Origin of the sequence: Sphingomonas changbaiensis NBRC 104936, from assembly GCF_000974765.1 — a bacterium.
GTDB classification, from domain to species: domain Bacteria; phylum Pseudomonadota; class Alphaproteobacteria; order Sphingomonadales; family Sphingomonadaceae; genus Sphingomonas_B; species Sphingomonas_B changbaiensis.
In genome coordinates this window covers 55,507-82,095 of record NZ_BBWU01000001.1, presented here as the reverse complement: position 1 = coordinate 82,095, position 26,589 = coordinate 55,507, and the positions used below count along the sequence as shown (strand labels likewise).

The following is a 26,589-nucleotide window of genomic DNA, read 5'->3' as shown; positions in this document are numbered from 1 at the left end:
GAGTCCGGACCGTTCGAGGAAGCAGCCCATGCCCAGCGAAGCCGAAATTACCGAGAAGTTCTGGAAGGGCATCAAGTCCGACATGACCGTCATGCTCGGGATCGAAGGCGTCGAGCATGGCCGGAGCCAGCCGATGACGGCTCAGATGCTGCACGGAAAAAGCTATCTCTGGTTCTTCACGACCAGGGACAACAATCTGGTCCAAGCGATGCGTCAGCACAGCGATCGCGGGATCATGACGTTCGCGTCGAAAGGCCACGACCTATTCGCCACCGTGGACGGGCGGCTGGAAGAGGACAACGATCGCGACATCCTCGACCAGCTCTGGAGCCCCTTCGCCGCGGCCTGGTATGAGGGCGGCAAGGATGATCCGAACCTCCAGCTGATCCGGTTCGATCCGACCTTCGCGCAGATCTGGCTGAACGAGAACAGCATGTTCGCGGGCATCAAGACCCTGCTCGGCGCCGATCCGAAGAAGGATTACAGAGACAAGGTCGCCGAAGTCGCGCTTTAGCGCGCCCGCACGCCCCGGTCGTACAGCACCGGCGCCAGCTCGCGGTAGAGCGTGCGATAGCGGTAGAAGGGCACCCGCGGCCACAAATGGTGGACCAGGTGCATGCTGTGGCCGATGCTTGCGACCGCCAGCCAGCGGCTGCGGCGGAGCGCTGTCGAGCGATAACGGTCACCGGCCACGAAGGGCCGGTGCGGCAGCCAGCTGAGGAAAATGCCCATCAGCAGGCGTCCGATCGTGGCCGGGACGACATAGAGCACGAAAACCTGCACGCCATAGCCGAGCGCGACCGCGGCCCACACGCCGATGCACATCAGGCCGTGCGCCGCCTGATGGGTCCGCCATTCACGCGCGCGCATTACTTTCCACGCGTCGAGATAGCCGAGATTCGGCGTGTCCCGGCCATAGACCAGCCTCCAGAGCGGCACGGGCACGAGATTGGTCCAGACGGACAGCGCAGCCATCACGAACAACCGCCCGAGCGAACCATGCACGAACGCGTCCGGATCGCGCTCGCTGTTGGTGTGCGCATGATGGGCGAGATGGGTGCGAAGCAGCAGCGGCCAGGTCATGCCGCTCAGCAGCCCCGCCCACCAGCCGATCAGCCGGTTGACCGGATCGAAGCGGCGCGAGCGCACGATGTTGCGATGAATCGCCTCGTGCGCCGGCGTGTAGTGAAGATAGGCGGAGACGCCGAGCGGCAGGGTCAGCAGCCAGGGCGAGACCATCCCCGACAGCCCCAGCCACAGCATCGCCCCATGCAGCGGCGCCAATATCGTCAGCATCAGCAGGGTCGGCCAGGCGATCGCGGGCGACAAAGCGCGCGCCGTTTCACCTTCGACTGCATTCAACAGCATCGCCGTTCCCCCGGCGGGGGGACTAACCCTTGCTGGTTAACGAAGCGTTGCGGCAACCCGCAAAACCCCTCCGATTCGGTAACATCGGATATGATCTTTGCTCGACAACGGATTGAATCCGGGCCAGCTTCCCCGGCAGGGGGCATTAACATGATCCTGACTGCTCTCGCGGCCGCCGCGACGTTCGATCCGGAGGCGGCGACCCGCGCCTATCTCGCCACGCTGAACGGCGCGGCGCGCGCCAAGTCGGACGCCTATTTCGAAGGCGGTTACTGGCTGCTGCTCTGGGGCGCCGTCGTGACGGTGCTGATCTCTTGGGCCGAGTTGCGCTTCGGCTGGTCGGCGAAGTGGAGCGGTTGGGCCGGGCGCGTGACGCAGCGGCGCTGGCTGCGGCCGGCGCTCTACGCACTCCCGTTCGTGCTGGTCACGGCGTTGCTGACGCTGCCCTGGTCGATCTACACCGATTTCATTCGCGAGCATCAATACGGGCTGTCGAACCAGAATCTCGCGCAATGGGGCGGCGATCAGCTGAAAGGATTGCTGATCCAGCTGATCGTCTTTCCGCTGGTGCTGATGGCGATCTTCGCGGTGATCCGGCGCAGTCCGCGGCGGTGGTGGCTATGGGCGACCTTGATCGTCTCGGCTTTCATCATGGTCGGCGCGGTGATCGCGCCGGTGTTCATCGCGCCGCTGTTCAACACCTATAAGCCAATGGCGGCGGGACCGCTCAGGGACCAGATCCTGGGCATGGCCCATGCCAATCATATCCCCGCCGACAACGTCTACGTCTTCGACGCGTCGAAGCAGACCAAGCGCATTTCCGCGAACGTTTCGGGCCTGGGGCCGACGATCCGCATCAGCCTCAATGACAACCTGCTGAACCGCACTTCGCCGGCCGAGGTGAAGGCGGTGATGGGGCACGAGATGGGCCATTATGTGCTCGGCCATGTCTGGCGCAATCTGATCGCATTCACGGCCGTGTTCCTGGTCCTGTTCCTGCTGCTCTGGTGGAGCGCGCCGCGCCTGCTTGCGCGCTATGGTTCGCGCTGGGGCGTGAGGGAGGTCGCCGATCCGGCATCGCTGCCGTTGCTGATGGCGATTGCGTCGGTGCTGTTCCTGCTGATGACGCCGGTGCTGAACACAATCGTGCGCACCGACGAAGCGGAAGCCGACGCCTTCGGCCTGAATGCCGCGCGCGAGCCGGACGGCTTCGCGGCGGTATCGATGAAGCTCAGCGAATACCGCAAGATCTCGCCCGGCCCGGTCGAGGAATTCATCTTCTTCGACCACCCCTCGGGCGAGAACCGGGTGCGGCGGGCGATGGAGTGGAAGGCGAGACAGCTGAACGAGACGCGTTGAGCCGGCTGCTCCTCTTCGGCCCCGGCTATACCGGCGAGCGACTGGCGGCCGCGGTCGAAGCGCGCGGCTGGACAGTGGCGCGGATCGGCCGCGAAAAAATAGGGACTGTCCCTCTTTTCGAGGAGGCTGTGCGGGCGACGCACATTCTTTCGACTGTGCCGCCCGACGAGGACGCCGGCGACCCTGTACTCCGCCGTTGTCGTCCGGCCCTCGTCCGCGCACCGCGCTGGATCGGCCATCTGTCGTCGACCGGCGTGTATGGCGATACCGGCGGCGCGTGGGTGGACGAGAGTGCGCCTGTCGGGCTCGGCCGGCGCAGCGCCCGAGCGGCGGCCGATCGCGACTGGCTCAGCCTCGGCGCGCATGTGTTCCGCCTGCCCGGCATTTACGGTCCCGGCCGGTCGCCGCTCAACCGCGTCGCGAGTGGAGCCGCGTACCGTGTCGACCGTCCCGGCCAGGTGTTCAGCCGCATTCATGTCGACGATATCGTGGCGGCGGTGATCGCCGCTTTCGACGCGCCGCCCGGCGCCTACAACATCGCCGATGACGAGCCGGCGCCCCAGGATGAAGTCACCGCCTATGCCGCGCGGCTGCTCGGCGCACCGCTGCCGCCGGTCGTGCCGCTGGACAGCCTGCCCCCGGCCGCGCGCGGCTTCTATGCCGAGAACCGGCGTATCGCGAATGGTCGCGCGAAGCGGCTGCTCGGCTGGCGGCCGCTCTATCCGTCCTATCGCGAAGGCTTGCGGGCGCTGAGCGCGACGACCAGCCCCGCAAGCGTCAGCGCGCCGCCGAGCGCCGCCGTCACCGACCAGCGATAGCCCTCGAACGCGGTCGAAAAGCCCATCGCCAGGATCGGGATCAGCACGCTCGAATAGGCCGCGCGCGCCGCCCCGATTTCACGAATGATGCGGTAGTAGAGCAGGAACGAGACCGCCGAGGCGGCAAGGCCAAGGTACAGCACGCCGGCGATGTAGCCCGGCCGCGGATCGAAGACCGGCGGCCCCGTCGTCACCCAGGCTATCGCGCCATCGGCGAGAGCGCCGATCGCCATGCTCCAGGCGACCAGGGTGGCGACCGGCAGGCTGCGCGCCCGCTCCGTTCCCTGCACGACATTGGCGACCGACGCGCACATGACCGCCAGCAATGTCAGGCCGATGCCCCTGAACACCGCGCCATTATCGGCGCCGTCGAGCTTCAGCTCGTGCGCGAACAGCAGGGCGATGCCGAACAGGGCGACCAGCGATCCGTACAGGAACGGCCGCGACAGACCCTGCTTCAGGAAGATGCGGGCCAGCACGGCATTGGGGACCAACAGCAGCGCAAACACGACGGCGACCAGCCCCGACGCGATATAGCCTTCGGCACGATAGACCAGGTTGAAGTTCAGCACGAACTGCGCCACCCCGACCAGCAGCACCAGCGGCCAGTCGCCTCGTGCGATGCGCAGCGGCGTGCGGGTGACGAGCGCATAGACGATCATTGCGGCGAAGGCGGTCAGAAAGCGGTAGGTGACCGACCAGCTCGGCGGCACGACGCCCAGCTGGTCGCGGATCACCAGCCACGTCGATCCCCAGATCATGGTGATGATGATGAACGGCACCAGCACGTGCGCGCGCACGCGCCCGGGCAGCGGAGCCTCGCTCATCGCTCGGCTTTGCTCACAGCGCGGCGATGGCGTCGGCGAGCGGCCGGATCGCCGCTTCGTCCTGATCCCAGCTGATCACCAGCCGCGCTTCGCCCGGCCCCCAATCATAGAAATCGAAGCCCAGCCCGCGGAGCTTCGCCGCCTCGTCCGCGGTCACGCGCAGAAAGACCTCGTTCGCCTCGACCGGATGAACCAGGCGCGAGCCCGCTGCCTGGCCCAGCATCGCCGCGCCGCGATTGGCCGCGCGCGCATTGTCGAGCCACAAGTCATTCTTGAGCATCGCGAGGATCTGCGCGGCGAGAAAACGGCCCTTGGAAAAGAGCTGCCCCGCGCGCTTGCGGCGGTAGAGCGTCGCGTCCACCAGCTCCGGCCGGAAGAAGACCAGCGCCTCGGCGCTCATGCCGCCATTCTTGACGAAGCCGAAGCTCAGCGCGTCGACGCCGCCGCGCCAGGTCAGATCGGCCGGCGAGCAATCGAGATGGGCGACCGCGTTGGCGAAGCGTGCGCCGTCCATGTGGAAGCCGAGCCCGCGGCGCTTGGCGACATCGCCCAGCGCTGCCACCTCGTCCGGCGTGTAGACCCGGCCATATTCGGTGGCGTTGGTGATCGACAGCGCGCGGGGCTGAACCTGATGCACATCGTTGCGGATTCCGGCGCACACCTCTTCGACCGCCTCGGGCGACAGCTTCGCGCCTTCGCCATCGGCCAGCAGCAGCTTGGCGCCGTGGGTGAAGAATTCCGGCGCGCCGCATTCGTCGACATTGATGTGCGCCTCGCTGTGGCAGACGATGCCGCCGAACGGCGGGCACAGCGACGCAAGCGCCAGCGAGTTGGCCGCTGTCCCGGTCGCGATCCAGAGCGCCCGCACCTCCCGCTCAAACAGCTCGGAAAAGGCGCCGTCCAGCCGCTTCGACCAGACATCGCCGTCATAGGCGGTGTCGAGCGTGTTGGCGGCGCCGAGGGCCTCCAGCACCGCGGGATGCGCCGCGGCGGCGTTGTCGGAAAAGAACCGCATGCTCGCGCCTTGGAGAGCTTCGGCGCCGGGGTCAACGGTCTGCAACCACGTCAAAAAATCTCATCATAAGTTGGTGAAAAAACAGTGAATGAGAAATGAACCGGAACGGTACTGATCCGTTCTGTATGCGTAGCGAAGGTCCGACAGGGATGCCGCTAACAGGGCCGCAAGAAAGGGAGCCTCGCGTATGAAGAAGTGGCTTTTGGCTGCAGTAGCGGCCGTATCGTTGACCGGTCCGGCCAGTGCGACAGTCCTGACGCTGGAAAACATTACCACGAACGGCTCGCACGATTTCACTTTCACCTATCAGGGCACATTGGGGCCGGATGAAGGCGTTCGGAGCGGTGATCGGCTGATCATCTACGACTTCCTGGGCTATATCCCCGGATCGATCTTCACGCCGAGCGCCGATCTTGTTGCGACGACAGAATTGGTTTCGCCGTCGGGACTTGTGACGCCGGGGTTCGATGACAATCCGACGCTCACAAACCTGGTCTTCACTTATGTGGGACCGGATTTCCGCAATACTGGCGGTCCGTTTTCGCCGTTCGACTTCGACGGCCTGGGCGCACGCTCCATTTATGGCGGAATGAGCCAGGACGCATTCTTTACCCGGTCGACCAAGAACAACCCGGATGGCGTGCCCGGCGGTTCCAACACCGCGGTCTACACGCTCGGACAGGTCACGGTCCCGTTCCCCGCGGCGGTTCCGGAGCCTGCAACCTGGGCGATGATGCTCGGCGGCTTCGGCGTGATGGGGCTCTCCATGCGCCGGCGCAAGCGCGTCCTTCGGGTGACTGCCTGATTCACCGAAAGGGGTGAGGTTGCGCCGCTGCCCTGTCCGGGCGGCGGCGTTTACTTTTGCGCTTGCGATCCGACCTGATGCCGCTCAAGCTCTGCCCGAAGGGGGACGAGGGGGGTGAGAGCCCAGGCGTTCGACGAAATGGGCAAGGAGCCGCGGCAGGCCTATGCCGCGCTCAGCGCCTGGCTCGACGAAACGCCGGACAGCTATCTCCAGACCCGTCGCGCCCAGGCCGAGCTGTTCTTCCGGCGGATCGGGATCACGTTCGCGGTCTATGGCGATGCGCAGGCCGACGAGCGGCTGATCCCGTTCGATATCATCCCCCGCATTTTATCGGCCGAAGAATGGGCCGGGCTGGAGCGCGGGCTGGTCCAGCGGGTGAACGCGCTGAATGCCTTCCTGCGGGACGTTTATGGGCCGCGAGAGATCATCAAGGCCGGGATCATCCCTGAAGAGCTGGTGCTCCGGAACCCGCAATTCTGCCTTCCCGCCATCGGCCGCACGCCGCCGCACGGCATCTACACACACGTCGCCGGCATCGACATCGTCCGCACCGGGCCCGATAAGTTCTCCGTTCTCGAAGACAATGCGCGGACGCCTTCGGGCGTTTCCTACATGCTCGAGAATCGCGAGGTCATGCTGCGGCTTCTGCCGGAACTGACCGATCGCCACCGCATCGCCCCGGTCGAGACCTATCCCGAGCTGCTGCTCAGCACCTTGCAATCGGTCGCCCCGCCTCGCTGCCGCGGCGAGCCGACCGTGGCCGTGCTGACCCCCGGCTTTCACAACTCGGCCTATTACGAACACAGTTTCCTGGCCGACAAAATGGGCGTGGAGCTGGTTGAGGGAAGCGACCTGCTCGTCCAAGGCGACGTGCTCTATATGCGCACGACCGACGGGCCGCAGCGGATCGACGTGCTGTATCGCCGCGTCGACGACGCTTTCCTCGACCCGCTCGTCTTCCGCCCCGATTCGGCGCTGGGCGTGCCGGCGCTGATGAGCGCCTTTGCGACCGGCAACCTGACGATCGCCAACGCGGTCGGCACCGGCATCGCCGACGACAAGGCCGTCTACAGCTACATGCCGGACATCGTCCGCTTCTATTCGGGCGAGGACGCGATCCTGGAGAATGTGCCGACCTGGCGCTGCCGCGAACCCGAGGCGCTCGCCTATGTGCTCGAGCACCTGCCCGAGCTGGTGGTGAAGCAGGTGGACGGCTCGGGCGGCTACGGCATGCTGATCGGGCCGCATGCGAGCAAAGGCCAGATCGCGGAGTTCGCCGCCAAGCTCCGCGCGCACCCGGACGGCTTCGTCGCCCAGCCGACGCTGGCGCTCTCCACCTGCCCGACGCTGGTCGAGCAAGGCATCGCGCCGCGCCATGTCGACCTCCGCCCGTTCGTGCTGACCGGCGCTCAGGGTGTGCGGATCGTGCCCGGCGGGCTGACGCGGGTCGCGCTCAAGGAAGGATCGCTGGTGGTGAATTCCAGCCAGGGCGGCGGCACCAAGGATACGTGGGTTCTGGATGGGTAGGCGGTGCGTAGCCGTCGCGGCGAAGCCGCGCCGTCGGTCGGGCGCCAGCGCCCGCCGGCCGGCCTTGCCCGGGTCGGGGCGCGGGCGCGCGCCCTCGCCGGGCTGCGGCTAATGCTCTCCCGCACCGCAGGCGACTTGTTCTGGACCGGGCGCTATGTGGAGCGCGCCGACTTCATCTCGCGCCTGGTCGACGCGACCCTGCGCTTGGCAGCCCTCCCCTCCAGCTATGGCGGCGCGGTCGGCGCATGGACCAGCGCGCTCGCCGCGGCGGGCATCGAGCCGCTCTATACCGAACGCCATGCCGAGCTGACCGAGCGCAGCGCGACCGCGTTCCTCGCGCTCGATCCCGACAACCCTTCGTCCATGCGCTGCTGCATCGAACGCGCCCGCCACAATGCCCGCGCCGTGCGCACTGCGCTGACCTCCGAGGTATGGGAAGCGATCAACACCGCCTGGCTCGAAATCCAGCGCTTCGGCACGACGCTGGAATCGCGGGCGGCCCTGACCCGGCTTGTCGACCATGTGAAGAGCTCCGCGCTGCTGTTCGACGGCGCCACCCATCGCACGATGCTGCGCGAGAAATCCTATTGGTTCCTCCGCCTCGGCGCCGCGCTTGAACGCGCCGACAACACCGCGCGGCTGCTCGACGTCAAATACCATCTGCTGCTGCCCCGCGACGAGCCGGTCGGCGGCAGCCTCGACTATTTCCAGTGGACCACGATCCTGCGGACGGTTTCGGCGCTGACCGCCTATCGCCATGTCTATCTGGACAGCATCAAGCCGTGGCTGGTCGCCGACCTGCTGATCCTCAACCGCCGCATGCCGCGCTCGCTCTCCGCCTGCGCGAGCGACCTGGTCCGCTATCTCGACAATCTCGCCCGCTCGACGGGCAAGCGCGGGCCAGCGCACCGCCAGGCCGTCGCCCTCTCCGCCCGGCTCGCCCAAGGCGACATGACCGCCATCTTCGCCTCCGGCCTGCACGAATTCATCGGCGAGTTCATTGCCGAGAACAACGCCGTCGGCTTCGCAATCCAGGAGCAATATCTGTTCTGATGCGCATCCTCGTCGATCACTGCACGACCTATTCGTACACGCTGCCGGCCGCGAACGTCGTCCAGGCGCTGCGGCTGACCCCGCGCGACCATGATGCGCAATATATCCGGAACTGGCGGGTCGACACCGACGTGAACGGGCTGATGCGCGAAGGGATCGATGCGTTCGGCAACAGGGTGACGATGTTCTATGCCGACGCGCCGCTCACCCACCTGACCGTCATTGTGTCCGGTGAGGCGGATGTTTCGGAGGCCGACGGCGTCTATCGCGGCCCCGAGACCCTGCCGCCGCTGGTCTATTTGCGCTCGACCGAGCTCAGCCGCGCCGACTCCGCGATCGTCGACATGGCGCGCGGCTGCCGCACGGCGGACGTGCTCGCGACCTTGCACGCGCTCAACCGCGCGGTGCACGACCATATGGATTTCGACACGACCGAAACCGACGCCGCCACGCCCGCCGCCGAGGCTTTCGCCGGCAAGAGCGGCGTCTGCCAGGACTTCGCGCATATCTTCGTCGCCGCCGCCCGGACGCTCGAGATTCCCGCGCGCTACGTCTCCGGCCACCTCGCGCGGGACAGCGATCCGGCGCAGGAAGCCGCGCACGCCTGGGCCGAGGCGCTGGTGCCGGATCTCGGCTGGGTCGCGTTCGATCCGGCGAACGGCATCTGCACCACCGATGCCTATTTGCGCGTGGCCATCGGACTCGATTATCTCGACGCCGCGCCCGTCCGCGGCGCCCGCCGGGGCGGCGGCACGGAGACGATGCACGTCCATGTCCAGGCCGCCGAGGCGGCACGGCAGGGTCAGAACTGAGGGGATAAGCGGGATGACCTATTGTATCGGGATGCTGATCCGCGAAGGCCTGATCCTGATGGCGGACACGCGCACCAACGCGGGCGTCGACAACATCTCCACCTATCGCAAGCTCCGGCTGTACGGGAACGACGGCAAGCGGCTGATCGCGGTCGCCTCCGCCGGCAGCCTGTCGACAACGCAAGGCGCGGTGCAGCGCGTGTTGAAAGGCGTGCTGAACCCGGATACGAAAAAGCTCGAGACCTGGAACAGCTTCACCACCATCTATGACGCGGCCCATGCGGCCGGACGCGCGTTGCGGGCGGAGCGCGACAGCATGCAGGACCTGGCGCAGCCGGGGATCAACTTCGATGCGACCCTGATCGTCGGCGGCTCGATCAACGGCGAGCCGTCGCGCCTTTTCCTCGTCTATTCGGCCGGCAACATCATCGAGTGCGCGGCCGACACGCCGTATCTGCAGATCGGCGAGCTGAAATACGGCAAGCCGATCCTCGACCGTGCCCTGAACTACGACACGCCGATGAACCACGCGCTGAAGATCGGCCTGATCAGCTTCGACGCGACGATGCGCGCCAACCTCGCGGTCGGGCTGCCGATCGACCTGATGGTTGCCGACGCAAATGCCGGCGAGGCCCGCATCAACATCCGGATCGAAGAGTCCGACGATTATTTCCTGGAGCTTTCGCACCAGTGGCACACCAAGCTCGCCAAAGCGACCGAGGAACTGCCGCTGCCGAGCTATTGAGATCGACAGGCCGAAAATCGCCATGAGGCGCAACGGTTACTGTATTCGCGAATGGGGTGTGCCGATGGAAAGTCGATTCAAATCCTCAGTTGTGGCGGGATGGGCAATCACCATTGCCGTGAGCCTTTTCATGCTTCGCGACCTCTTCCCGGACCTCCAGCAGGCGTCTTGGGCGGTCAAGGCGAACGCGGGACTGGGTATTCCAGCGAACGTCGTCCTGCTGATCGGCATGGCCGGCCTTCTCTCCACGCTTATCTATGCACTTCCACGGACATCGGTGCTCGGCGCCATCTTGCTTACCGGATTTCTCGGGGGCGCAGCGTTCGTGCACATCAGGGTCAATGGGAGTCTCTGGGACGTTGGTGAGAATCTGCTGATCGGTGTGGCCGCGTGGGCTGGCCTCTGGCTCCGCGACGACAAACTTCGTTCCCTACTGCCGTTCCGACGTTCGACGATTGATTGAGGGACACCTCACCCCGGTGACCAAATATCTCATCTCCTTCCCGAGCGAAGCCATGGTGCTCACCAAGGAAGATTTCCCGATCGTTTCCGCCGATGCCCATGCGGTCATCGAGGAAGCCAAGCAGGCCGGCGTCTACGTGTTCGGCGGCGGAATTAACGAGGGAGTCGATCCCGTGCTGGTTTCCGGCGACGGATCGGTGTCCGCCGAAATTTATCCAGGCAGCCGGCTCAGGGGTGGGTTCACGGTGCTGGAGTTGCCGACGCGGGAGGATGCCGTGCAGTGGGCGAGGAAGATCGCGGTGGCCTGCCGTTGTTCGCAGGAACTCCGCGAGTTCATGTACGATCCCGCCAGCTAGCCGCCGCTTACCCGAACCGCCCCGTCACATAGTTGCGGGTGCGCACCAGCCTTGGCGTCGAGAAGATCGACGCGGTCGGGGCGAACTCGATCAGTTTTCCCATGAACATGAAGCCGGTGTAGTCGGCGATGCGGGCGGCCTGCTGGAGATTGTGGGTCACGATCACGATCGTGAAATCCTTCTTCAGCTGGAGCAGCGTGTCTTCCAGCTTCGCGGTCGAGACCGGGTCGAGCGCGGAGGCGGGTTCGTCGAGGAGAAGGATTTCGGGTTCGACCGCAATGCCGCGCGCGACGCACAGCCGCTGCTGCTGCCCGCCGGACAGGCCAAGCCCGGAACTCCCTAGCTTGTGCTCCACTTCGTCCCATAACGCCGCACGCCTGAGCGAGCGTTCAACGATCGCATCCAGCTCCGCCTTCGACGTGCTGCCGTGCAGCCGCACCCCGAACGCGACATTGTCGTAGATCGACATCGGGAATGGCGTCGGCTTCTGGAACACCATGCCCACGCGCGCCCGCAGATCCGCCGCGTTCACCTGACCGCTGAGAATGTCCTCCCCGTCCAGCAGGATTTCGCCCTCGGCGCGCTGGTTCGGATACAGCTCGTAAATGCGGTTCATCGCGCGCAGCAGCGTCGACTTGCCGCAGCCGGACGGGCCGATCAGCGCGGTGATCTTGCCGCGCGCGATGCCGAGATCGACGCCGTGCAGCGCCTGCGTCTTGCCGTAGTAGAAATCGAGCCCGCGCGTCTCCAGCGCCAGCGCGTCCTGCGGCGGATGCTCGAGGTGCGGCACCTCGTTCAGTTCGGCATCGGCCAGGCTCATTTGTGCGAAACCTCCCGGGCGAGCAGCCGCCCGACAATGTTGATGATCAGCACGGCAGCGGCGATCAGCAGCGCGCCGGTCCAGGCCAGCTGCCGCCAATCGTCGAAAGCGCTGAGCGCGAATTGGAAGATCGTCGTCGGTAGCGCAGCCATCGGCTGCGACAGATCGAGATTGAGATATTGGTTGCCGAGCGAGGTGAAGAGCAGCGGCGCCGTCTCGCCGCTGATCCGCGCGAAGGCGAGCAGGCCGCCGGTCACGATCCCCGCGCGCGCGCCGCGCCAGATGATCGTGCGGATCACCTTCGCGCGGGAAGCACCCAGCGCCATGCCGGCCTCTCGCAGCGCGCCGGGCTGCAACGTCAAGATGTCCTCGGTCGTGCGCACCACCACCGGAGTCGCGAGGAACGCAAGCGCCACCGCGCCGGCATAGGCGGAAAAGCCGTGGAACGGTGCCACCATCAGCTCGTAGACGAACAGGCCGATCAGGATCGACGGCGCCGACAACAGCACGTCGTTCAGGAAACGGACGGCCCGCGCGTAGCGGCTCTGCCCGCCATATTCGCTGAGCCAGGTGCCGGCGAGGATGCCGACCACCAGCGCGATCGCCATGCCCAGGCCGCACATGATCAGCGAACCGACGATCGCGTTGCGCAGACCCCCTGGCGAGCCCGGCGCCGGCTGATCCTGGGTGAAAATCGTGCCCGACAGGCCACCCGCCCCCTTGCTGACCAGCGACCAGAGGATCAGCAGAAGGGCCGCCAGCGCGACGAACGTCGCAAGCGCGGTCGCGCCGACGAACACGGCGTTGGTGATGCGGCGGCGGGCGGAGCGCGCGCTCATGTCAGTGCCGCTCGCTCGCTAGCAGCACACGCGCGATCGCCAGCACCGCGAATGTGATGATGAACAGCACCAGCCCCAACGCGATCAGCGAGGCGGTGTGCAGCTCGCCGGTCGCTTCGGTGAACTCGTTCGCGATTGTCGACGCGATCGTGGAGCCGGCGTCGAAAAGCGAATGCGGCAGGCCGTGCGCGTTGCCGATGATGAACGTCACCGCCATGGTCTCGCCCAGCGCGCGGCCCAGACCGAGCATCACCACGCCGACGACGCCGCGCCGGACATAGGGGACGATCACTTTCGACACCGCTTCGAACGACGTGCTGCCAAGCCCGAACGCGGCCTCGCGCACCTGTGCGGGGACCGACAGGAACAGCTCCCGGAACACCGCGGCCATATAGGGCAGGATCATCACCGCCAGGATCACCGACGCGGTGAAGATGTTGGCACCGTTCGGCACACCGCCGAAGAAGCGCGCCGCCCAGGAACCCTCGGTCAGGTGCACGGCGAGCGGTGCCTGCACGTGCGCGGCGAACCAGGGGGCGAACACGAACAGGCCCCACATGCCGTAGACGATCGATGGAATGCCGGCGAGCAGCTCGACGGCCACGGCGATCGGCTGGGCGAGCCGGCGCGGGCAGAATTCGGTCAGGAAGATCGCGACGCCGAGGGCCAGCGGCAGCGCCATCGCTAGCGCCAGGAATCCCGTCACGAGCGTGCCGACGATCGGCCCGGCGGCGCCGTACAGGTCGGTCACCGGGTTCCATTCGGCGGTGATGAAGAAGCGCCAGCCGAACGCCTTGAACGCCGGCCAGCCGCCGATCGCGAGCGAGACCACGACGCCGGCGAGCGCCGCCATCAGCAACGTTGCGGCGCTGAAGCAGGCGGCGCGGAACAGATATTCGTCCCAGCGCGCCGCGGGGCGCGTCACGGCGCTGTCCGCACGTGTGGCCACTCAAATCCCCGTTCTTGCAGGCGTTCGCGCGAGACAACCGCACATGATCCGGGCGCTAGGCCCGGATTGTGACAGTCGTGTGACTCCCGGTCCCTCTCCCAAAGGGAGAGGGCGACTCGCGCCTCCGGCGCGAGCGGGGTGAGGGGGCACGGAGCCGGGTGCCCAGCTGCCGATCCCCTCACCCGCTCGGGCGTGCCGCCCGAGTCGACCTCTCCCTATGGGAGAGGTGGTCTCCTACTTCACCGGCCAGACCGGCTTGCGGCCTGCGGTGATCTCGCTCGCCCATTGCTTGCGCACTAGGTCCTTTACCGATGCGGGCAGCGGCACATAGTCGAGCTTGGCGGCCGCAGCGTCGCCATTGGCATAGGCCCAGTCGAAGAATTTCAGCACAGCCTGCACCGTCTTCGGGTCCTGCTGCTGCTTGTGGAGCAGGATGAAGGTCGCGCCGGTGATCGGCCACGCATTCGCGCCCGGCTGGTCGAGCAGCAGCAGGTAATTGCCCGGCGCCTTCGCCCAATCCGCGCCTTCCGCCGCCGCGGCGAAGCTTGCCGCGTCCGGTGCAACGAAGCTGCCCGCCTTGTTCTGCATCTGGGCGTAGCTCGCGCCGTTCTGCTTGGCATAGGCGTATTCGACATAGCCGATCGACCCGGCCGTCTGCTTCACGAAGGCGGCGACGCCGTCATTGCCCTTGCCGGCAAGGCCCGTCGGCCAGGCGATCGAGTCGCTCGCGCCCGCCTTCTGCGCCCATTCCGGGCTCTGGCCCGACAGATAGGTCGTGAACAGGAAGGTGGTGCCCGACCCGTCCGAGCGATGGACGACGGTGATGGGCTTGGCCGGCAGCGGCACGCCCGGGTTGATCGAGACGATCGCCGGGTCGTTCCAGCTTTTGACCTTACCCAGATAGATGTCGGCGAGCAGCGCGCCGGTCAGCTTCAGCTGGCCCGGCTTCAGCCCCTCGACATTCAGCACGGGCACCACGCCGCCGATCACGGTCGGGAACTGATAAAGCCCCGCCTTTTGCAGCTCGCCGGGCTTCAGCGGCTTGTCGCTGGCGCCGAAATCGACGGTGCCGGCCTTGATCTGCTTGATGCCGCCGCCCGAACCGATCGCCTGGTAATTGAGGCCAACCTTGGTCGCCTGGCGATAGCCTTCCGACCATTTCTGGTAGATCGAGGCCGGAAAGGTCGCGCCGGCGCCCGAAATCGTGGTCGCGCCGCCGTTCGTCCCGCCCGAGCCCCCACAGCTCGCCAACATCGCCGTCGCCGCGGCAAGGCCCAAAAACCTGATCATCGAAGCTTCCCTGTTAGAAGAGGAAGCCCGCCCGTATGACGATCATGTGACTCTGGTGTGACAGTTTCAGGCGTCGAGCACCGCGCGCATCTTGCGGGCCAGCTGCTCGACCGTGAACGGCTTGGGAATGAAGAACACGTCGCTGTCGACAACGCCGTTATGCACGACCGCGTTGCGCGTGTAGCCGGTCGTATAGAGCACCGGCAACTCCGGCCGCAGCGTGCGCGCCTTGTCGGCGAGCTGGCGGCCGTTGATGTCGGGCATTACCACGTCGGTGAACAGCAGCCGGATATCGGGCCGCGTCTGCACCAGCGCGAGCGCGTCCTCGCCGCCCGGCGCCTCAAGCACGTCGTAGCCGAGTTCCTGCAGCGCATCGACCGACATGCGGCGGACCTGGTCCTCGTCCTCGACGACGAGGATCAGCTCGCCCGGACGCCCGCGCGGCAGCTCCGCCGGCGCCTCGGCGGCCGCCGCCACTTCGGCCGGGCCGAAATAGCGCGGCAGATAGATCTTGACCGCGGTGCCCTGGCCCACTTCCGAATAGATGCGCACGTGGCCGCCCGACTGGCGGACAAAGCCATAGACCTGGGCGAGGCCCAGACCGGTGCCCTTGCCGACGCTCTTGGTCGTGAAAAAGGGCTCGAACGCGCGTTCGATGACGTCCGCCGGCATGCCGGGGCCGTTGTCGCTGATCACGATCGCCGAATATTGGCCGGCGGCGACGCCGATGTGGCGGGCGGCGTAATCGTCGTCCAGGTGCGCGTTCAGCGTCTCGATCGTCAGCCGCCCATTCCCCTCCATCGCGTCGCGCGCGTTGACGCAAAGGTTGAGGATGGCGTTCTCGAGCTGGCCGGGATCGGCATGGGTACGCCACAGCCCGCCCGCCAGCACCGTCTGGATGCTGATCCCTTCGCCCAAAGTCCGGCGCAGCAGCTCGGACATATTCGAGACCATCTGGTTCGGGTCGATCGGCTGCGGCTGGAGCGGCGAACGCCGGGCAAAGGCGAGCAGCCGCTTGGTCAGGCTCGCGGCGCGGTTGGCGCCTTCGAGCGCATGGGCGATCGCCGTGCGCGCCCGCTCCGGGTTGCTGGCGAAGCGGCGCTCGGCGATGTCGAGGCTGCCGATGACGATCGCGAGCATGTTGTTGAAATCGTGCGCGATGCCGCCGGTCAGCTGGCCGATCGATTCCATCTTCTGGACCTGGCGCAGCTCATTTTCCGCCTTCTCGCGCTGCGCCATCTGCTGGATCAGCTCGGCATTCGTGTCCTGCAGCTCGGCGTTCGCACGGCGCAACGCCGCCTGGGCCACGCCCAGGATCAACACGATCAGGGCCGCCATCACCGCGAGGACACTGATCAGCGCGTATCGCGAAAGTCGCCTCGACAACGGTTCGATGTCGGTCAGCAGGTAGATGGTGCCGATGCGCTTGCCGCCACTTACGACCGGTGCCACGCCCCGCGACATCGTCGAGGGCACGGCTGTGCCCGGCAGCCGCGGCGACAGCTTTTCGCCGTGCAGGCCGTAGCCGGTCAGCAGCCGTCCGCTCTGATCGTAGATCGCAATGACGCGCGTCGCGGGATCGACCCGGAACGGCGCGATCGCTTCGCGCGCAGCCTCGAGATCGCTGAAATCGACCGCCGCGGTCACGCTCGCGGCGAGCACCTGGGCGCGGATATCGGCGCGCTGCGCCTGTTCGCTGCGGTAGACCCGATCGGCTTGCGTCACCACGATCACGCCGAGCAGCAGCAGGAAAACCGCCATCAATGCCGCCGCGAACTGCGGGACGCGCTGCGAGCGCTCGATCAACGCCCGCTCCTCGGCCGCACCGACAATGCCAAAGCGAGCAGCTTGGACGAAATGCCGAGCCCGCTTTCAGCCGCTGCCTTGTCATCGATGTGGAAGCGAACCCGGTCGTTCGCGATCTGGAAATGGATCATGCCCCGCGCACTGCTCCACCGGCTGTCGGTCACAGTCAAGACGGGGGCGGAACGAAGCGCCGCAAGCGCCGCCGACACCGATTGGCGCGGCGAGCCGGCGATATAGGCGATGGTGCAGCCGGAATTACGGTCGACGCTATCCAGCTTGCGGACGACGAGGCCGCGTCCGTCGATCTGCTGGCCGGCCGTGGCACGGTCGAGCGCGTCGCCGAGCACATCCCTGCCGACCGCGCAGATGACGATCGGACCACCGCCGCCCGGCCAGGTCACATAGGCCCCGAACTTCGCCAGAAAGGCCGCCTCGACCGCCGTTTCGCTCGCGCCCTGGGCGCGCGCCAGCGCAGGCGCCAGCAGCGCGATCGGCAGCAGCCACAAGGCGAAGCGCCGGCTCAAAGGCCGAACCGCGCCCCCACATACACGATGCGAGGAATGAGCTGGCCACGACTGACGTCCTCGCTCTCCGGCCGCTTGTCGTGGAAGAGATTGTTGCCGGCGACGTACAGCTCGACCGCGGGCGCGACACGCCAGCCGAGCCGCGCGTCGGCATCGGTATAGGCCGGCACCTTCGGGTTGGGCCGGCTGGCATAATGGCGCACCTGAACGTCGAGCCCCAGCGTCGGCGTGAAATCGAACCGCGAGCCGACCTGGACGTGATAGTCCGGATCGTTGCCCAGCGAGATGAAGTTCTGCGCGTCGATCTCGCCCGGCTTCAGATGGAAGCTCTTGTCGAGCGTCGAGATGCCGGCGCTCAGCCGCCACCAATCGGTGACTTGCGCGCTGCCCCAGGCTTCGACCCCGAAGGTGTGGCCCTTGATCCCATTGGCGAGTCGGAACGGGACAACCGTCACCGGCGTCGGCTTTGTCGAGCGCAGATCGTCATAAAGGTTGTAAAAGGCGGCGACGGACAGCGACACATTGCGGGCCGGCTGCCCGCGATAGCCGATCTCCAGCGCGGTCAGCCTTTCCGCCGAGAACGTGCTGCCATCGAGGATGCCGACCGCGGTCAGGTCGCGATCGATGCGCGAAGGCTCGCGCACCGCACGGGCGGCCGATGCGTAAAGCAGGTGATCGGGGCTTGGCTGCCAGGCGAGCCGCACGCTCGGCAGCAACTCGACGCCGGTGAAGGTCGTCTTTTCGAGCTTCAGCCCGCCGGTAACGGCGACGCCGCCGCCCAGATCGATCCGGTCCTGCGCAAAAGCATTGTAGATCCACAAGGTCTTGGACTGCGGGACCAGCTGGAAGATATTCAGATTGTTGACGAACTTGTCGCGCGTCATCCGCGCGCCGCCGCCGACGACGATCGAATGCCGGCCTTCGGTACGGTTGTGCTGGACCGAAATGTCGGTCGTTGCCAACCGGTCGAACACCAGAGTGAACTGCCGCGCGAAGCGCGTGTAATAGCCCTGGACCTGGGTCTGCGCGCCGTCGCTATGGGTATGTGTCCAGCGGCCAAGGATGTTCTGGCCGTCGTCGCCCTGATCAGCGCCGCTGTCGTAATAATGCTTGAAAAGGTCGCCCTGCAGCGTGAACTGATCGGCACCGCTGCCGAAATCTCCGCGGAATCCGGTCTGCCAGCCGGTGCCGCCGTCGTCGATGACGCGCTTGCCCGATGACGGAAAGCCCTGCCGGTTCCAGCCCTCGGCGTAGACGCGGATCGCGCCGTCCGCGCCGATCGGCGCGCCATAGCGGAGCAGCCCCGTCTGCTCGAGATTGCCCGCCGTTCCGCGCGCCAGAACGCCGATCGTGTCGCGCGCATCCTTGGTCGTGATGTTGATCACGCCGTTGACGGCATTGGCGCCATAGAGGGTTCCGCCCGGGCCGCTGATCACCTCGATGCGGTCGATATCTTCCAGCGGGGTGTCGAAAAGGTCCCAGTAAACGCTGTCGGCCAGCGTCGAATAGATGCTGCGCCCGTCGATCTGGACCAGCAGCTTGTTCGCGGTTTCATAGCCCTGGAAGCCCCGCGCGGTGACCGCGTATTGGCGCGCGTCGACGCGCTGCACATCGAGGTTCGGCGCGAGCCGCAGCACCTCGGGCAGCGACGTCGCGCCCTGACGCACGATGTCCTGGTTCGTGATCACGAACAGCGATGCCGGCGCCTGGCTCAGCGGCTCTTCGCGCTTGCCGGCCGAGGTGACCTTGATGTTGCTCAGTTCCTCGATCGAGAGATCTTGGAGCTGCTCTGCAGGGACGGCCGCTGCCGCGACCAGCCCGATTCCGGCCAAAATGGGCCAAGCCAATGGTAATGCTCCCCTTTTCCTGCCCAGCCCATTGAAGCAGCCGCGGCATGCGTCAAGCACTAACTTACCGGAATGTAGGCTGAACGAACCCCCATCCGAAATCGTAACGCAGCGGGAACAAACGCGTTCCTCTGTTCATGTCGCGAGCCGGACCAGCCAATAGGTCACGGCCGCGATCAGCCCGGCGCACGGCAGGGTCACGAACCATGCGATGACGATGTTGCCGGCGACGTTCCACCGCACGGCCGACAGCCGCCGGGACGCGCCGACGCCGACGATCGCGCCGGTGATGGTGTGCGTGGTCGAGACGGGAATGCCGCCGATCGTCGCGAGGAACAGCGTGATCGCGCCGCCGGTTTCCGCGCAGAAGCCCTGCGCCGGGGTCAATCGGGTGATCTTGGAACCCATCGTGTGGACGATGCGCCAGCCGCCGAGCAGGGTGCCCAGCGCCATTGCCGCCTGGCACGAGAGCACCACCCACAGCGGCACGCTGAACTCGCCGCCCAGCAGCCCCTGCGAATAGAGCAGCACGGCGATGATCCCCATCGTCTTCTGGGCATCGTTGCCGCCATGGCCCAGCGAATAGAGCGCCGCGGAGAAAAGCTGGAGCCTGCGGTAGCGGCGATCGACGGCCATCGGCGTCAGCCGGATGCTGGTCCAGGCGACCGTCAGCACGAGCAACAGCGCGAGGATCAGGCCGACGGCGGGCGAGATGAAGATCGCCGACACCGTCTTGATCACGCCCGACCAGACGATCGCGCTCAGCCCGGTCTTGGCCAGACCGGCGCCGATCAGTCCGCCGATCAGCGCATGGCTGCTGCTCGACGGAATGCCGAGCAGCCAGGTGAGCAGGTTCCAGACGATCGCGCCGGTCAGCGCGGCGAAGATCACGGCCGCGTCGATGACGTTCGCATCGACGATCCCCTTCCCCACCGTGTTCGCGACATGGAGGCCGAAGACCAGGAAGGCGATGAAGTTGAAGAACGCCGCCCAGACCACTGCGTAGTGGGGCTTCAGCACGCGCGTCGACACGACCGTCGCGATCGAGTTCGCGGCATCGTGCAGCCCGTTCAGGAAGTCGAACGCCAGCGCGACCCCGATCAGCGCGACCAGCAGCGGAAAGGACAAGGTCATCGGTTCAGGCGTGATCGATCACGAGACCCTGGATCTCGTTCGCCACGTCCTCGAATTTGTCGACGATCCGTTCCAGGTGGGAATAGATTTCCTTGCAGACGATGAACGCCATCGGGTCGGTCTTGCAGGCCTTGAACAGCGCCTTCAGCCCCTGGTCGTGGATATGGTCGGCATGCCCCTCGATCTGGATCAGCCGGCCGGTCAGCTCGTGCAGCCGCCCGGCATTCTGCCCGAGAGAGCGCAGCAGCGGCACGGCCTCGGCAACAATCCGCGCCGCCTCGACGATGATCCCGGCCATATCGCGCATCTGCGGCTCGAACGTCGTGACGCCATAAAGGCCGATCACGTTGGCGGTCTGGTTCATCTGGTCGATCGCGTCGTCCATCACGCCGATCAGGTCGGTGATCGCGCTGCGGTCGAACGGCGTGACGAACACGCGGCGCACGTCCTGCAGCACGTCGCGGGTGATGTCGTCGGCCTCATGCTCGCGCCGGACGATCTCTTCGATCAGCTCCGGAATGGCGCCCTCGCCATGCAGCAGCCGCGCTAGAGCGTCAGCGCCGCCAACCAAAGTCTGCGCGTGCGCATCGAACAATTCGAAGAACCGCCCCTGCGACGGCATCAGTTTGTGGAACCAGCCCAGCACCGGAAGGCGCCTCCTCACCCGTGTTTGCAGCGCCGGCAGCACCCGGCTTGCGAGGCCCGATGGCGCAGGTGGCGCGCGAAATCCAGCAATGAGTCGCTTGAGCTCGGGTTCGTCCACAGCGGCGGCGGCTTCGGCAAGGCCGAACCAGCGCGTCGTCCGCTGCTCGCGCTCCGGCCAATCCTCGAGCTGCTCGACCACCGACAGCGGGTACAAGGTCGCCGAAACCTGCTTCGCCAGCCGGGCGCGCCGCGTCTTCCAGTAGATGAACACGCCCAGCGCGGTCGGGCACGGAATGCCGCGCACGCCCGCTTCCTCATAAGCCTCGATCGCGGCCGCCTCGTGCGCGGAGTAGCCGCGCATCAGATTGCCCTTGGGCACCACCCAGCGCTGGGTGTCGCGCGAAGTGATCAGCAGGACTTCGGCCGACCCGCCGGGTGTGATGCGATAAGGAAGGGCTGCGACTTGTTGAATTTGGCGCCTCCGATAGTCCGGAAGGCGCAATATGACGGTTTAGTGACGGCGTTCAATCGGCCGTGTTCAGCCTTCGGGCGTCTCCGACAGGATCATTGCGCCGAAGCGCCAGCCCAGCACCCAGCGGACTTCCGCGCGCAATCGTCCGCGGCCCGGAACACGGACCTCGACGATCGAGCCGAGGCGAACCTTTTCCTCGCATTCGGCCATGAAGCCGCCGTCCGACATATTGGCGACCCGCCCCATCAGTTCGCGACCGCAATCGTCTTCCACGACGACTTCGACATCGCATTCCCAACGGGGCTGCCTGCGGACGTAGCTGGCGACTTTGGCGGCCGGCATTGCGGTTCTCCGGTAGGATCGATCAGAAGTGGAAGGAAACGCCGCCGGAAAACGCCCAGGGGTCAAGCCGGGTCTTTCCTTCGACCGGCAGGCCCTGGTAGGTCCCGAACGCCTTGGGGCGGAGCAGCGCCTTCTTCACGTCGGCAAAGATCGCGAGGCGATCGTTGACCATGAAGTCCGTGCCCGCTTCGAACGCCGGGCCCAGGTCGTTGTCCACCTTCAGCTTCTGGAACGCGCCGTCGTTGGTGTCGAACACGATCATGTAGCTGATGCCGGCGCCGATATAGGGACGGATGCGGCCGCTGCGGGTCGGGTGATACTGGAGCGTCAGCATCGTCGGGCCATAGGTGACGTCACCGAGCTTCGGCAGCGCGCCGATCGACCCGGCGCCGAACACGTTGATCGACGGCGGGAAGCCCAGCGTCGCGTTGACGGCGATGTTGGGTGTCAGAAAACGGCCGATCTGCACCGACACCGTATGATGCTCGAAGGTCGACAGGCCGGCACCGGGATACGGCGCGCCGCCGACCGACAGGTCCACCTTGTCGGCAAGGCTGAGGTTGGTCAGCCCGACTTTCACGACCCATTTGGTCTCATCGGTCGCGATCGGCGGGTTCGAACCGCCATCGGCGCCGCGGCCGAAGTGCGCGGCAAGGCCGAGCTGGATCGTCAGCGGATCGAGCTCTGCCTTGGCGTCCACCTGCGCGAACCGGGTAAAGGTCGCGTCCAGCGGAAGCTTGCCGCTGGCATTGGTGTGATAAAAGGCCTTGCGAACCTCGGCGAACACGCCCCAGCGGTTCGAGATCGCGACATCGACGCCGCCCTGGATATAGGGGCCGCTCGCATTGGGAACATTGAGGCCGACGGCGAGCGCGTCGCGCTCCTGCGTCGTGAAGTGCCGCACAAAGCCGCCGCCGATATAGGGCGAGATCGGGCCCTTGATCGGATGCAGGCTGGCGCCGACCGTCACCATCGTGAACTCGTCGTCACCCAGATTGGGCGTGCCGGCGAGCGAGCCGGCCGGAATGTTGTTGGTCGTCGCCGGGGTGGAGATCGATGCCTCGAGCGCAATGCGGTCGAGGATGTAATAGCCGCCGGTCAGGACACCGTGATAGGTTTCGCGCGTCGTATAGGCCGCTTCAGGGTCGACGACGCCGTTCTCCTTGATCACACCTTTGTCGACCAGCTTGGTGCGCGCGGCACCGACGCGCACGAATGCGTCGCCCTGCTCCTGCGCAAGGGCTGGCGCCGATGCGATCAGACCGGCCAGCCCGATTCCGGCCAGCGTGACGACCCGGTACTTCATTTGACGAGTTCCTTTCGCCAGCGGAATTAGCTGGACGGGGTAAATATGCTGTAAAGGCTAAGCGGCGATCGAACCGCGCCGAGGAGCGGCAGGCGCCTGGGGAAGCGGCGCGGCTGCATCGCCGGCGGGCGTGGGCAGCTTGACCGGAAGCGGACGATCCTTGGCAAGCGACGCGAGCGAGGCCGCGCCTTCATCGAGCGCGCGCTGGTCTTCGCCGGCGTCGGCGGCAGCGGTCGCCAGCCGGTGGACGGCATCGATGATGTCATGCTGGCTGTGCCGCGCCATCACCTGCAGCCGGAACCGCGCCTGCCCCTTGGGCACTGCCGGGAACTCGACCAGGTTGGCCAGCATGCCCAACGCCGGCAGACGGCGGCTGGTGAGCCGGGCGAGCGATTCGCTCCCCATCTTGACGCAGACGATCGCGGACGGATCACCATAGGTCTCGAGCCCGCAACCGTTCAGCAGGCTGCGGAGCATCAGGATATTGTCCATCAGCTTGCGGCGCAGCGCAGCGCCTTCGTCCGACGACACGATGTCGAACGCCTTGCCGACGATCGCCGCATTGGCGGGCGACATCGCGTTCGAGAAGGTGTTGGGCGAGCTGTAATAGCGCAGATATTCCTTCACGCTGCGCCCGCGCGAGGCCACGAAGCCGCCGTTCGAGGCGAACGTCTTCGAAAAGCTGCCCATGACCACGTCGACCTTGCCGAGCATGTTCTGGATCTCGATGAAGCCGCGGCCGGTCGGGCCGAGATTGCCGAGATCATGGGCGACGTCGACGACCAGGGTCGCGCCGAACTCATGCGCGAGCTGCTGGAGCTCGGCGATGTCCGGCGTATCGGAGTCCATCGAGAACAGGCTCTCGGTGATCAGCAGGATGCCGTTTTCGGTGTCGGAAGCGCGGATCTTGGCGAGCTTCTGGCGCACGCCTTCGATCTGGTTGTGGCGGAACAGATGGATGTTGCGGGTCGCAGCCTGCGCGCCTTCCTGAAGGCAGGCATGGCTGAGCGCGTCCATGACGATATGGTCGTTCGGCCGCACCAGCCCCTTGATCACGCCGAAGCCGGCGGCCCAGCCGGTCGGGAACAGCGCGACATGGTCGTAGCCGAGGAACGCGCCGATCTTTTCTTCCAGCGCGATCGACAGCGAGGTGTTGCCGACCAGCGCGGGCGACCCGGCGCTGTGCACGCCGAACTCGCGCATTGTCTCGATCGCAACCTCGAGGATCGCGGGGTGCGAAGACAGGCTCAGATAGTCCTGGCTCGCGAAATTAACGCCTTCGAACAGCGCGCCTTCGTCGGTGCGCGCGGTGCAGCGGCTGTGCGCGCCAAGCTCCGTGGAGCGGCCCAGCGGCCACACGCCGGCGGCGCGGCGCGCCTGCTGCCAGTCGTAGAAGGCGTCGACCCGCGTCAGCAGGTCAGAGCCGGGCAGATAGCGAAAATCGCGCATGCTGCCTTCGAGCGCCCCAAATTCAGGCGCGGTGCCGTCACCGATCATGATGTTGCCCCACTGAATACAATCACAAACAGGATTAACTTCGGATTCGTAATGATCGCCGACCAGGCGTGGTTAACGCGCGTGCAACTCTATTTTGCGGATCAGGTCCGGCAGCGACACAGGCTTGGTCTCGAAATCGACGCAGCCCACTTCGACGCTCTTCTGCCGATCGCTTTCGAGCGCATGGGCGGTCAGCGCGATGACGGGGATGGTGGCGGTGCGATCGTCGTGCCGGATCGCGAGCGTCGCTTCCCACCCGTCCATGTCGCCGAGCGCGACGTCCATCAGGATGACGTTGGGCTGTCCGGCGATCGCCATCTCGATGCCCTGCGGGCCGTCGACCGCGCATTCGACCTCATAGCCGTTCCGCTCGAGGCGGCGGCGCAGCATGTCGCGGTTGAGCTCATTGTCTTCGACGATCAGGATCTTTTTCATGGTCGGTCTTTCGGCTCTCACGCGGCGAGCGGCTGCGGAGCGGCGGAGATGTGTTCGGGAAGAGTGAGAACCGTCGCCGGCCGGCCATCGTCCAGCCGGGTCGATGCGATCGTGCCGCCCAGCAACTGGGCGAATTTATAGGCGAGCGCGATTTCGATCCCGGTCCCGCCATACTTGGTGGGGGACGCATCGTCGCCGTGCTCGAACATCTCGCGAATGATCATGGTCTGTCGCGGCTCGCCCTGCTTCGAGGTGTCGACGAAGGTGAACGCGATCGAACGGTCGGCGCCGGCCTCGCAGCTGAGCAGCAGCTTGCCGCTGCCGTGCTGGCTGGCGATGCCGCTGACCAGGTGGCGCACCGCCGATCCGGTGGCGGTCCAATCCAGCAGCATCGACCGGGTCAGGCCATCGCCGCCGGCGACTTCGATTTCGTAATCGCCGATCAGTCCGGCCAGGTCGCCGAGCCAGGCGTCGAGATGCGCCTCGCCCGACCCGAGCGTCGCGTGAACCGGCATCTTGCCGGCTTCGATCCGGGAATAGGAGAGAATGTCGTCGATCAGGCGCAGCAGGTCCGATCCGGCCTTATGAACATGGCTCAGATCCTTGACCGTCATGTCGTCATTTTCGTCGACGGCCTCTTCGAGCAGCAGCTGGCTGTAACCGATGATCGCATTCAGCGGCGTGCGCAGCTCGTGGCTCATGCCGGCGACGAAATCGGCCTTGGCCGTGCTTGCCTGGTTGGCCGCAGCGGTGAGGTTGCGCAGATTGTCGGAGGTCGAGACGAGCGAGTTCAGCTCGCGGGTGAACTCCCGCTGCTCATGAAACATCTTGGCGAAATAGAGCGACATCATCGCGAAATAGATCGCGACGCTGGCCATCGAGATCATGCCGATCACCTGGAAATCGTGCAGGTTCGCGGCGGGCAGCGGCTTGCCGCCGAAGCAGCGCAGCAGGAACAGCGCGACGCTGCCGAAAATCTGCGCCAGCAACAGGTTCCGCACCCACCCCTTGGGCGGCAGATAAAGAAAGGCCAGCAGCGGAAAGATCAGGATCCACGGCAGGAAGGGCGAGCTGACGCCGCCATAGCTATAGCAGGCCCACAGCACGCAGAAGATCAGGTTCTGCACCGAAAGGAAGGCGAGCAGCTGGTAGCGGCCGGTCGCCCGCAGCGCGAACGGGTAGATCCAGAATGCCAGGATCGACAGGAAGAACACGCCCGCCCGGTAATCGCGCGAGATATCGGCGATCACCAGATAGAGCGGGATCGTGTTGCCCAGGATCGGGCCGAACACGTGGCTGAGCATGAACATGCGCGCGCGGCGGTGCGCTTCGGCATTCACCCGCATTTCCGGCGGGATGAAATAATCGAGCAAGCCGCTGAGGCTGAATTTGGGTTTCACCAATTGCATCTGCCGTGCCTGTTCCGATCGAACCGCGGGCAGACCGTCGGAAAGAAGGTCAACCGCCCGTTTGGCATCCGATAGGGGCAAAGCCCTTAAATGCGCGTTAAGCGCGTCATTCGCTGTTTCTTAAGCA

General features: G+C 65.9%; 27 protein-coding genes. 10 read left to right on the top strand and 17 right to left on the bottom strand.

The window, feature by feature from the left end; all coding sequences use genetic code 11:
• The first annotated feature begins 28 nt into the window (after window positions 1-28).
• On the top strand, window positions 29-514 hold the full coding sequence (locus SCH01S_RS00365) for a pyridoxamine 5'-phosphate oxidase family protein (RefSeq protein ID WP_046346766.1): 486 nt from the start codon (window positions 29-31) through the stop codon (window positions 512-514).
• Here SCH01S_RS00365 and SCH01S_RS00360 read toward each other — a convergent pair.
• Window positions 511-1,368 carry a fatty acid desaturase gene (locus tag SCH01S_RS00360; protein ID WP_046346765.1) on the bottom strand — a complete coding sequence of 286 codons (858 nt, stop codon included), beginning with the start codon at window positions 1,366-1,368 and terminating at the stop codon, window positions 511-513. The two genes, SCH01S_RS00365 and SCH01S_RS00360, sit on opposite strands and share 4 nt — an antisense overlap.
• Before the next feature lie 150 nt (window positions 1,369-1,518).
• Between SCH01S_RS00360 and SCH01S_RS00355 the strand changes: the two genes are divergently transcribed.
• Window positions 1,519-2,727, top strand: a complete 1,209-nt coding sequence (locus tag SCH01S_RS00355; protein ID WP_046346764.1) for a M48 family metallopeptidase — start codon at window positions 1,519-1,521, stop codon at window positions 2,725-2,727.
• Window positions 2,724-3,545 carry a Rossmann-fold NAD(P)-binding domain-containing protein gene (locus SCH01S_RS00350; RefSeq protein WP_046346763.1) on the top strand — a complete coding sequence of 274 codons (822 nt, stop codon included), beginning with the start codon at window positions 2,724-2,726 and terminating at the stop codon, window positions 3,543-3,545. Before SCH01S_RS00355 ends, SCH01S_RS00350 begins: the two co-directional genes overlap by 4 nt.
• On the opposite strand, the gene SCH01S_RS00345 is transcribed toward SCH01S_RS00350, so the two are convergent.
• Together SCH01S_RS00345 and SCH01S_RS00340 are read right to left on the bottom strand one after the other, a co-directional pair.
• Entirely contained in the window at window positions 3,455-4,372 is a 918-nt protein-coding gene (locus SCH01S_RS00345; protein WP_046346762.1) for a DMT family transporter, read from the bottom strand. The two genes, SCH01S_RS00350 and SCH01S_RS00345, sit on opposite strands and share 91 nt — an antisense overlap.
• 13 nt (window positions 4,373-4,385) lie before the next feature.
• Window positions 4,386-5,387, bottom strand: coding sequence for a threonine aldolase family protein (locus SCH01S_RS00340; protein WP_046346859.1), 1,002 nt, complete (start codon window positions 5,385-5,387; stop codon window positions 4,386-4,388).
• 187 nt (window positions 5,388-5,574) lie between these two features.
• Between SCH01S_RS00340 and SCH01S_RS16270 the strand changes: the two genes are divergently transcribed.
• The 7 genes from SCH01S_RS16270 (at window position 5,575) to SCH01S_RS00305 (ending at window position 11,147) form a co-directional block, all read left to right on the top strand.
• A complete protein-coding gene (locus SCH01S_RS16270) occupies window positions 5,575-6,192 on the top strand; it encodes a PEPxxWA-CTERM sorting domain-containing protein (protein ID WP_157032747.1) in 618 nt (205 codons plus the stop codon).
• Window positions 6,193-6,330: 138 nt separating this feature from the next.
• Window positions 6,331-7,719, top strand: coding sequence for a circularly permuted type 2 ATP-grasp protein (locus SCH01S_RS00330; protein ID WP_046346760.1), 1,389 nt, complete (start codon window positions 6,331-6,333; stop codon window positions 7,717-7,719).
• Window positions 7,720-7,722: 3 nt separating this feature from the next.
• On the top strand, window positions 7,723-8,772 hold the full coding sequence (locus SCH01S_RS00325) for an alpha-E domain-containing protein (protein ID WP_369385507.1): 1,050 nt from the start codon (window positions 7,723-7,725) through the stop codon (window positions 8,770-8,772).
• On the top strand, window positions 8,772-9,584 hold the full coding sequence (locus tag SCH01S_RS00320; protein WP_046346759.1) for a transglutaminase family protein: 813 nt from the start codon (window positions 8,772-8,774) through the stop codon (window positions 9,582-9,584). The genes SCH01S_RS00325 and SCH01S_RS00320 overlap by 1 nt, the downstream gene beginning before the upstream one ends.
• Window positions 9,585-9,597: 13 nt before the next feature.
• Window positions 9,598-10,329 (top strand): proteasome-type protease, encoded by a 732-nt coding sequence (locus SCH01S_RS16690; RefSeq protein ID WP_046346758.1) that lies wholly within the window; start codon window positions 9,598-9,600, stop codon window positions 10,327-10,329.
• A gap of 64 nt (window positions 10,330-10,393) precedes the next feature.
• Window positions 10,394-10,792: a DoxX family protein gene (locus tag SCH01S_RS00310; protein ID WP_046346757.1), complete on the top strand. Its 399-nt coding sequence runs from the start codon at window positions 10,394-10,396 to the stop codon at window positions 10,790-10,792.
• Between the two features lie 16 nt (window positions 10,793-10,808).
• The gene (locus SCH01S_RS00305; protein ID WP_046346756.1) at window positions 10,809-11,147 is read left to right on the top strand and encodes a YciI family protein; all 339 of its coding nucleotides are present in this window, start codon (window positions 10,809-10,811) and stop codon (window positions 11,145-11,147) included.
• Window positions 11,148-11,154: 7 nt separating this feature from the next.
• Here the strand turns inward: SCH01S_RS00305 and pstB are convergent, their stop codons facing one another.
• The 14 genes from pstB to SCH01S_RS00235 all read right to left on the bottom strand — a co-directional run bounded on the left by pstB (window position 11,155) and on the right by SCH01S_RS00235 (window position 26,462).
• Complete coding sequence (pstB, locus tag SCH01S_RS00300; RefSeq protein WP_046346755.1) at window positions 11,155-11,967, bottom strand: phosphate ABC transporter ATP-binding protein PstB; 813 nt, start codon at window positions 11,965-11,967, stop codon at window positions 11,155-11,157.
• On the bottom strand, window positions 11,964-12,806 hold the full coding sequence (gene pstA, locus SCH01S_RS00295) for a phosphate ABC transporter permease PstA (protein WP_046346754.1): 843 nt from the start codon (window positions 12,804-12,806) through the stop codon (window positions 11,964-11,966). Before pstA ends, pstB begins: the two co-directional genes overlap by 4 nt.
• A gap of 1 nt (window position 12,807) precedes the next feature.
• Window positions 12,808-13,755, bottom strand: coding sequence for a phosphate ABC transporter permease subunit PstC (gene pstC / locus SCH01S_RS00290; protein ID WP_052733685.1), 948 nt, complete (start codon window positions 13,753-13,755; stop codon window positions 12,808-12,810).
• Between the two features lie 234 nt (window positions 13,756-13,989).
• The gene (gene pstS, locus SCH01S_RS00285; RefSeq protein WP_046346752.1) at window positions 13,990-15,045 is read right to left on the bottom strand and encodes a phosphate ABC transporter substrate-binding protein PstS; all 1,056 of its coding nucleotides are present in this window, start codon (window positions 15,043-15,045) and stop codon (window positions 13,990-13,992) included.
• Between the two features lie 66 nt (window positions 15,046-15,111).
• Window positions 15,112-16,851 (bottom strand): ATP-binding protein, encoded by a 1,740-nt coding sequence (locus SCH01S_RS00280; protein ID WP_157032745.1) that lies wholly within the window; start codon window positions 16,849-16,851, stop codon window positions 15,112-15,114.
• Complete coding sequence (locus SCH01S_RS00275; protein WP_046346751.1) at window positions 16,848-17,375, bottom strand: YfiR family protein; 528 nt, start codon at window positions 17,373-17,375, stop codon at window positions 16,848-16,850. The genes SCH01S_RS00280 and SCH01S_RS00275 overlap by 4 nt, the downstream gene beginning before the upstream one ends.
• Window positions 17,372-19,222: a TOL_0244 family TonB-dependent receptor gene (locus tag SCH01S_RS00270; protein WP_046346750.1), complete on the bottom strand. Its 1,851-nt coding sequence runs from the start codon at window positions 19,220-19,222 to the stop codon at window positions 17,372-17,374. The genes SCH01S_RS00275 and SCH01S_RS00270 overlap by 4 nt, the downstream gene beginning before the upstream one ends.
• A gap of 135 nt (window positions 19,223-19,357) precedes the next feature.
• The gene (locus SCH01S_RS00265; RefSeq protein WP_046346749.1) at window positions 19,358-20,356 is read right to left on the bottom strand and encodes an inorganic phosphate transporter; all 999 of its coding nucleotides are present in this window, start codon (window positions 20,354-20,356) and stop codon (window positions 19,358-19,360) included.
• Window positions 20,357-20,360: 4 nt separating this feature from the next.
• Window positions 20,361-21,473: a DUF47 family protein gene (locus SCH01S_RS00260; protein WP_046346856.1), complete on the bottom strand. Its 1,113-nt coding sequence runs from the start codon at window positions 21,471-21,473 to the stop codon at window positions 20,361-20,363.
• 66 nt (window positions 21,474-21,539) lie between these two features.
• Window positions 21,540-21,815, bottom strand: coding sequence for a PilZ domain-containing protein (locus tag SCH01S_RS00255; protein WP_046346748.1), 276 nt, complete (start codon window positions 21,813-21,815; stop codon window positions 21,540-21,542).
• Window positions 21,816-21,837: 22 nt separating this feature from the next.
• Window positions 21,838-23,121, bottom strand: a complete 1,284-nt coding sequence (locus SCH01S_RS15630; protein ID WP_052733683.1) for an OmpW/AlkL family protein — start codon at window positions 23,119-23,121, stop codon at window positions 21,838-21,840.
• A gap of 57 nt (window positions 23,122-23,178) precedes the next feature.
• Window positions 23,179-24,618 (bottom strand): aminotransferase class I/II-fold pyridoxal phosphate-dependent enzyme, encoded by a 1,440-nt coding sequence (locus SCH01S_RS00245; RefSeq protein WP_217995389.1) that lies wholly within the window; start codon window positions 24,616-24,618, stop codon window positions 23,179-23,181.
• A gap of 72 nt (window positions 24,619-24,690) precedes the next feature.
• Window positions 24,691-25,053, bottom strand: a complete 363-nt coding sequence (locus SCH01S_RS00240) for a response regulator (protein WP_046346747.1) — start codon at window positions 25,051-25,053, stop codon at window positions 24,691-24,693.
• A gap of 17 nt (window positions 25,054-25,070) precedes the next feature.
• Complete coding sequence (locus SCH01S_RS00235; RefSeq protein ID WP_046346746.1) at window positions 25,071-26,462, bottom strand: sensor histidine kinase; 1,392 nt, start codon at window positions 26,460-26,462, stop codon at window positions 25,071-25,073.
• Window positions 26,463-26,589 lie beyond the last annotated feature (127 nt).

Coding starts and splice junctions, on each gene's coding strand:
- SCH01S_RS00365 (WP_046346766.1), top strand. CDS start 29: ATGCCCAGCGAAGCCGAAATTACCGAGAAGTTCTGGAAGGGCATCAAG.
- SCH01S_RS00360 (WP_046346765.1), bottom strand. CDS start 1,368: ATGCTGTTGAATGCAGTCGAAGGTGAAACGGCGCGCGCTTTGTCGCCC.
- SCH01S_RS00355 (WP_046346764.1), top strand. CDS start 1,519: ATGATCCTGACTGCTCTCGCGGCCGCCGCGACGTTCGATCCGGAGGCG.
- SCH01S_RS00345 (WP_046346762.1), bottom strand. CDS start 4,372: ATGAGCGAGGCTCCGCTGCCCGGGCGCGTGCGCGCGCACGTGCTGGTG.
- SCH01S_RS00340 (WP_046346859.1), bottom strand. CDS start 5,387: ATGCGGTTCTTTTCCGACAACGCCGCCGCGGCGCATCCCGCGGTGCTG.
- SCH01S_RS16270 (WP_157032747.1), top strand. CDS start 5,575: ATGAAGAAGTGGCTTTTGGCTGCAGTAGCGGCCGTATCGTTGACCGGT.
- SCH01S_RS00330 (WP_046346760.1), top strand. CDS start 6,331: ATGGGCAAGGAGCCGCGGCAGGCCTATGCCGCGCTCAGCGCCTGGCTC.
- SCH01S_RS00320 (WP_046346759.1), top strand. CDS start 8,772: ATGCGCATCCTCGTCGATCACTGCACGACCTATTCGTACACGCTGCCG.
- SCH01S_RS16690 (WP_046346758.1), top strand. CDS start 9,598: ATGACCTATTGTATCGGGATGCTGATCCGCGAAGGCCTGATCCTGATG.
- SCH01S_RS00310 (WP_046346757.1), top strand. CDS start 10,394: ATGGAAAGTCGATTCAAATCCTCAGTTGTGGCGGGATGGGCAATCACC.
- pstB (WP_046346755.1), bottom strand. CDS start 11,967: ATGAGCCTGGCCGATGCCGAACTGAACGAGGTGCCGCACCTCGAGCAT.
- pstA (WP_046346754.1), bottom strand. CDS start 12,806: ATGAGCGCGCGCTCCGCCCGCCGCCGCATCACCAACGCCGTGTTCGTC.
- pstS (WP_046346752.1), bottom strand. CDS start 15,045: ATGATCAGGTTTTTGGGCCTTGCCGCGGCGACGGCGATGTTGGCGAGC.
- SCH01S_RS00265 (WP_046346749.1), bottom strand. CDS start 20,356: ATGACCTTGTCCTTTCCGCTGCTGGTCGCGCTGATCGGGGTCGCGCTG.
- SCH01S_RS00255 (WP_046346748.1), bottom strand. CDS start 21,815: ATGCCGGCCGCCAAAGTCGCCAGCTACGTCCGCAGGCAGCCCCGTTGG.
- SCH01S_RS15630 (WP_052733683.1), bottom strand. CDS start 23,121: ATGAAGTACCGGGTCGTCACGCTGGCCGGAATCGGGCTGGCCGGTCTG.
- SCH01S_RS00245 (WP_217995389.1), bottom strand. CDS start 24,618: ATGATCGGTGACGGCACCGCGCCTGAATTTGGGGCGCTCGAAGGCAGC.
- SCH01S_RS00240 (WP_046346747.1), bottom strand. CDS start 25,053: ATGAAAAAGATCCTGATCGTCGAAGACAATGAGCTCAACCGCGACATG.
- SCH01S_RS00235 (WP_046346746.1), bottom strand. CDS start 26,462: ATGCAATTGGTGAAACCCAAATTCAGCCTCAGCGGCTTGCTCGATTAT.